Origin of the sequence: Chitinophaga sp. (assembly GCF_035564935.1) — a bacterium.
Taxonomy (GTDB): domain Bacteria; phylum Bacteroidota; class Bacteroidia; order Chitinophagales; family Chitinophagaceae; genus Chitinophaga.
The window spans coordinates 1-6,669 of sequence record NZ_DATMTE010000091.1; the positions used below are offsets into that span (position 1 = coordinate 1).

Sequence of the window (6,669 nt, forward strand, 5' to 3'; positions counted from 1 at the left end):
GATAAATTATTAGTCGTTTCTACAGATAAGGCAGGAAAAGAGCAAATACAGCAGGCAATAGAAAAGGCAGGTTACAAAGCGGAAGCAGTGGCATAAATAAACATTGCCTTTATTTTAAACACATAGCCCGGTAGCTAACCAGCAAAAACAGCGGATAAAATATTTTACTCAACGCTGGCTAACTACCGGGCTATTGATATCCCTAATCCTACGCTGCCCCTGTGGTGCAATGAGCCGCCAACTAAGAATCACCTGTTCACCACCGCTATCACCATTCCATCATGCTCCTTCACTCCAACAGTTTGCATAATTGTGGCAGTAACTTCTGTGCAGGTAGACAACCATTTATTCAGTCGCTGCACGCCGTTCACTTTTTCATCTTTATTGTTTTCCTCCAGCACCTCGCCGTTCCTTATCACATTGTCGGCAACGATGATCGTTCCCGGGTGTGATAACCTTAATGCCCATTGGAAATATTCAAGATAGGGAGGCTTATCAGCATCTATAAAAATCATATCAAAGGGCCCCTCCCCTTCCTTTTCCAACACCGGCATAATATCCAGTGCGGCGCCTCTCCTGATGTCTATTTTGTGATCCAGTCCTGCGTTGGTCACATTTTCACGGGCAATATCTGCATGAAAAGCATCAAACTCAACACTGATCACCTTTCCATCCTCAGGTAATATTTTTGCCATCCAGATAGTGCTGTAAGCACCTAATGTTCCAAGTTCCAGTATTTTTGTAGCCTTACAGGCCAGCGCCAATACCTGCAAAAACTTTCCCTGGTTGGGAGATATACTGATGTGGGGCAGGTGATGCCGTTCCATGAGCTGCGTCGCCTGAACTAATGATGGATCTTCCTGCCCGAGCAATGCACCAATGTAATGGTCTACTTTTTCAAAAATGGTATTCATAGCGTTAATTTATTAAGCTGTTATTGGAATAATTCAGAGCCATTCATCTCCAAAGTCTTTTGCAAACGGAGCTCCTCAAAGTATATACTTCCCTGTAACCTTTTCCTGCAAGCCAGAAAGGAATAAGTCCGGCAACCATGCCGGGCTGCAAAATTGTAAACAGGAGGTTCCGAAAAAAGAAAAACATAACTGTTCCCAGGGCCTGTCAGTCCGTTATACTAAACTAAGAAAAATTCCGGCTGCCTGTACCACGGTCAACGATAATTGACAAGCCCGCAAGAACCGGGTTGTTCCTATTCTCCATTCATTCTTTATTTGCAATAAAAGGCAGCGCTACAGCAGGCGCTATTGCTTATCACTTACGCAAACCATCATTTATGAATCAAATAATAAATCCTTCCATTCTTTATTTCGGTACACCGGTAGTTTTAATCAGCACAGTGAATGAGAATAATAGCTTTAATATCGCCCCGATTTCTTCTGTATTCTGGAATGGCTACCGATGTATGATCGGAATAGCAGCTCATTCAAAGACTACCGAAAATATTTTGAGAACAAGGGAATGCGTGCTGAACTTACCGTCAGAAAATATGGCGAATGCGGTAGATCGTTTAGCCCTCACCTATGGTACTAAACATCATATTGATCCTGATAAGTGGAAACCTTTGATCATGAGCTTCCAGAAATTTTATGGGTTAAGTGGTCAGATCGCTCACTCAAAACTGGCAACGGTTCCTGAAAGGCTATATCCTACACCCGATACGGAAGAGGCAACAGCCAGGTGAGGATGAATACAATGAATTGTCAGAGCTTATAGATGGCACATGCGATCATACAGAGGTATACCCACAGCCCCAGTCTCGTGCGCAATAATCTTAGCGCTCCTTTCACATGGCTCCGTACAGACTGCTCACTCAGCTCCAGTTTTGCTGCGATCTCCTTATGCGAGAGGTTAGCCTTCCTGCTCAATTCAAATACCTGTCGCATTTTGGGCGGTAATAACTGTATTTCTTTTTCTATGATCATCGCCAGCTGGCGTTCCCGGGCCAGGTGATCTGTAACGGCTTCCACCTTACTATCGGCATGTCCCAGCGAGGAGAGGAATTTATCTTCCACATATTTATGCGCAAGGATATTGAGCACCCGATTCCTTACGGATGTATAGAGATAGCTGGAGAAATTGGAAGCAGGGGTGAGACTTTCCCGGTTGACCCAGAGATAAGAGAATAACTCTTGCAGCAAATCTTTGGCTTCATCCTTGTCTCGTAACTGGCGATAGGCGTGTAAATAAAGCACGCCAAAATAACGTTCGTATATTTCAGCGAAGGCATGTTTATTGCCTGACCTGATCAAATTAACCAATTCGAGATCGTTCATGCAATCGTATTCTGCCATGATTAAACTCATCCCGCGGGAAATAAAAGGTTTAGCTATTTTAAAACTACATAATAAATGTCAAACCGGCGCACGGCTTGTTAACGTAATACCATTGTAAGTATACTATTTACCCCGCTAAAATAATTTTATTTTTTTTACCCCCCTCCCCCTATTGCTTCCTGTCTATATAATAACGATACGGAAAATATTATATGGAAACACCGGAAATCAAGGAATTACTGGAGAAATATAATAAAGGCGTCATTACGGAGGAAGAGCTGGCCTTACTGGAAACCTGGTATCTCCAAAGACTTCCGGAGCCGCTGGATGTTTCCGGGGAAGAACTGGGTGCGCTTAAAAACGAAGTATGGCAATCTTTGCACCTGCAGGAGACAATACCTGCTCACGGGCGCCGGTGGAAATTACCGGCCGCAGCTGCCGCTGTATTGCTGCTACTGGGAAGCGCCCTCTATTTCCCCGGCATTGCCCCGGGTAAAAAGGACAATGTAATGCCCGCTACCCATGACATCGCTGATCAATTCAAGCCGGGGGGTAACCGTGCTACGCTCACGTTATCCAACGGACAACAGATTGTACTAAAGGGAGCGCAAAACGGGCAACTGGCGGAAGATGCCTCAGTGGCTATTAATAAAACAGCAGATGGAGAGCTGGTATATGATCATCCAAAACTGCAGTCGTCTGCAGCGCCTGTATTGAATATCTTATCCACTCCCAGGGGCGGGCAATACCATCTTACATTATCCGATGGTACACAGGTATGGCTCAATGCTGCGTCTTCCATCTCTTACCCCGTTGCCTTCAAAGGACAGGAACGTAGCGTAACAGTAAGCGGCGAAGCTTATTTTGAAGTAGCTCAACGGGATGGAGCCCCCTTTAAAGTGCGCACCGGTAAACAGGAGATCGTGGTATTGGGCACACATTTCAATGTGAAGGCTTACCCCGATGATCCAGATATCAGCACTACCCTGCTAACAGGCAGCGTGAAGGTGACCAGTACCATATCCGGTGCAGCCGGTGTGCTGAAGCCCGGTCAGCAGGCCAGGATCCTAAATACCAGCGGGTTGCTGGATATTCAGCCTGTACATGCAGACGATGCCATTTCATGGAAGAACGGTTATTTCCTGTTTGATAACCAGGATATAAAAAGCATTATGAAGATAATAAGCAGGTGGTACGATGTAGATATCGAATACAGTGGACCTACAGGCAATGAAAGATTTGGGGGTACCTTTTCACGTTCATCCAATATGCCCGAAATACTTACCAACCTGGAGCGGATCGGCCATGTACATTTTAAACTCTTTCCCGGGAAAGTGACTGTAACAACACCAACTCAGTAAACCACGAATGCTGCAACAATATTTACCAATCACTTAAAAAAGGAGCAATATTGAAAAAACAGAACTAATACATTTCCACGTTGGATAGCCATAAAAACCAGGAACGTCGGAAGCGTCCCTGGCTATTTGCCAGGCATCCTGATTAACGCTGTATCATAACATTAACGTAAACCTGACAACCAAATGTATAAAAAATTTACTGAATTATTGTTCAGGAGGCATGCTTATGCCCCGTCCAATTTCCACTTAAAAATGAAGCTTACCGCCATTTTAATAGTTGTAGCCGTCGTCCAGTTAAAGGCTGAGACCTATGCGCAGAAAATCTCTGTTAACGTAAGCAATGCCAGGCTTACAGAAGTAATTGCCCAGCTCAAAAAGCAAACAGACTATGATTTTCTTTATAACAACGAAGTAATAAAAAATGTAAAACCGGTTACCCTGAATATAAAGAATGCAGACCTGAAAGAAGTGCTGGACAAGTGTTTCAACGATCAGCCGGTTAGCTATTCCATCTCAAACAAAACAGTACTAATCATGGCCAGGCCCGCGCACCGGCCAGGGAACAACAACAACGACAAGGAACAAAAGCAGCGGATAACCGGCACCGTTACAGATGAAACCAATGGCGACCCGCTAATAGGCGCATCTGTAGCGGTGGAAGGAACCACCATCGGCGCCAGTACAAACGAGAAAGGTTTCTTTTCCCTCGATGCACCGGGGCCTGATGCCGTACTGGTTATTTCTTATGTAGGTTTCCAGACACAAAAGGTACCTGTAGGCAGTCAGACAACACTGCAGGTAAAGCTGGTCCGCTCGGATGCGAAACTGGGTGAATTAGTGGTGGTTGGTTATGGCTCGCGGACAAAAGGGGCCATCACAGGCGCTATCACTACTGTAAAATCCGATGTATTTGAAAGCAGGCCGCTAAATAACAGCTATGACGCATTACAGGGCACTGTACCTGGTCTCACCATCACCAAGGCAAGCGGGCAACCTGGCAGCACTAACTACGGCTTCCAGGTAAGGGGTTATTCATCCGTAAACGGCGGCGCCCCACTGGTGCTTATTGACGGTATTCCCGGCGACATCAATACGATCAATACCAATGATATTGCGGAAGTAACTGTTTTAAAGGATGCCGCGGCCGCCATTTACGGGGCCAGGGCCGCCAACGGGGTGATCCTTGTAAGCACCAAACGCGGTAAAAAAGGCCCTCCTTCTGTTACCTATACTGCCAATATTGGTTACAAAACACCTACCTATCTGAGGAAGATGCAAAACACCATGGAGTTTGCAAGGTTCATGGATGAAGGGCTGCGCAACGCGGGTGTCAACGGTTTCCCGCAGGAAGTGTTTGACAAAATTGCCGCCAATGCGCCGCCCGATCCCACCGGCTGGAACTATGGCGTTACCAGTTACCCGGGCTTTTACGGGTATACAGACTGGAATAAGGTCATCTACAAAAACACTACCCAGCAAATACACAATATCAACGTTTCCGGCGGCGGGGAGAACAGCAGCTACCTGTTGTCTGCCGGTTACAACCGCGATAATGGTATCGTGCGTTTCGGAGAAAATAATTCGAACGGCTATAATCTCCGCCTCAATTATGACTTTCGCCTGAATAATCATTTTACTGTGGAAACGCGCTCCTATTTCGATAACCGGGCAGTAGTAACCCCTACTTTGCTGGGAAGCGCCCTCACAAATGTAACCAGGCAATTCCCCTATCAGCCTGTTTACAATAAGGTGGGGCAGTTCTACGGCTACCAGGGTTATGAAGGCCCCGCACAGTACCTGGAAGAAGGCGGTACCCAATTAAGCAACATGTCCAGGTTTGGCGCAAATATTAAAATAGACTATACCATCATTCCGGGTCTTAAGCTCACCGGGCAAAGTGCCGTACGGCTCGACTATGCAAATGGCAGCACTACCAACCGTACCATTACCCGTCATAACTGGGAAGGTGGAGTACAGGATGTACGTAACACACCCAACTCCGCCAATTACAGCAACGATAAAGTATTGAATAAGCTGTTCCAGGGCTACCTGGATTATAATAAGAAATTATCGCAGGACCACAGCATTAACTTTACCGCCGGCGCTTCCCTGGAGCAAACCAGGAAAGAAGGCCAGTCTACCAACGGGTATAACTTTATCAGCAACGACATCTTTACATTGAACCTGGCAGACAAGACCAAAGCCGCCTATGCAAACTTTACCGGGTACCTGAACAACCAGGCACTGGCCTCCTACTTCAGCAGGTTAAGTTATACCTTCAGGGAGAAGCTGATCGTAGACTTTACAGCGCGGGCAGACGGAAGCTCCAAATTCTCGCCGGATAAACGGTGGAGCGCTGTATTTCCCTCCGCCGCGGTAGCATACAACCTGTCGGAAGAAAAGTTCATCAAAAAAATGAATGCATTCGACCTGCTGAAGCTGAGATTATCCTATGGTAAAATGGGTAACCAGGATATAGGGGAATTGGGTTTATACGACTACATCCCGCTCATCACCGTCGGGGGCAACTATCCCATAGGCTCTCCCAATGCCGGCCTGACGGGCGCTAATGCCAACCCTGCATCATCTACCAGGACATGGGAAACCGTAGAAACCCGCAACATTGGTATTGATATGGCAACGTTACAATCGAGACTCTCTTTCTCCTTCGATTACTATAACAAGATCAACAACGACATGCTTGTAAAAGTGGCGGTGCCGGCATCGTATGGCGCTACGCCTCCTTCCACCAACCAGGGAAAACTAAATACCAAAGGCTTTGAAATGATGCTCACCTGGAAAGACCAGGTAAAAGATTTCCGGTACAGTGTATCGCTGCAGCTGAGTGATAGCAGAAACAAACTGGTGGAGCTGAAGAATACCGATAATTACGGCGAAGGGCTGAACCAGTACAGGCAGGGCTATCCCATTTACTCCTATTTCGGCTATGTGTATGATGGTATAATTAAAACCCAGAAACAGCTGGACGATTACAAAAAACTGGAAGGTGTTCCTTC

At 46.2% G+C, this 6,669-nt stretch carries 5 protein-coding genes; 3 read left to right on the forward strand and 2 right to left on the reverse strand.

All coding sequences use genetic code 11. The features are described 5' to 3' along the window. Positions 1–248 precede the first annotated feature (248 nt). The gene (locus VN105_RS02595) at positions 249–914 is read right to left on the reverse strand and encodes an O-methyltransferase (RefSeq protein ID WP_325637629.1); all 666 of its coding nucleotides are present in this window, start codon (positions 912–914) and stop codon (positions 249–251) included. Positions 915–1,291: 377 nt separating this feature from the next. On the opposite strand from VN105_RS02595, the gene VN105_RS02600 reads away from it, so the two are divergent. Continuing rightward, positions 1,292–1,699, forward strand: a complete 408-nt coding sequence (locus tag VN105_RS02600) for a flavin reductase family protein (RefSeq protein WP_325637631.1) — start codon at positions 1,292–1,294, stop codon at positions 1,697–1,699. A 19-nt stretch (positions 1,700–1,718) separates the two neighbouring features. Here VN105_RS02600 and VN105_RS02605 read toward each other — a convergent pair whose 3' ends face one another. Then, positions 1,719–2,321 carry an RNA polymerase sigma-70 factor gene (locus VN105_RS02605; protein ID WP_325637633.1) on the reverse strand — a complete coding sequence of 201 codons (603 nt, stop codon included), beginning with the start codon at positions 2,319–2,321 and terminating at the stop codon, positions 1,719–1,721. Between the two features lie 182 nt (positions 2,322–2,503). Here VN105_RS02605 and VN105_RS02610 point away from each other — a divergent pair, with 182 nt between their 5' ends. Both VN105_RS02610 and VN105_RS02615 read left to right on the forward strand, forming a co-directional pair. Next, the gene (locus VN105_RS02610; RefSeq protein ID WP_325637635.1) at positions 2,504–3,652 is read left to right on the forward strand and encodes a FecR family protein; all 1,149 of its coding nucleotides are present in this window, start codon (positions 2,504–2,506) and stop codon (positions 3,650–3,652) included. Positions 3,653–3,904: 252 nt separating this feature from the next. Further along, positions 3,905–6,669 (forward strand): SusC/RagA family TonB-linked outer membrane protein (locus tag VN105_RS02615; RefSeq protein ID WP_325637637.1); only part of this gene is annotated, 2,765 nt, incomplete at its 3' end.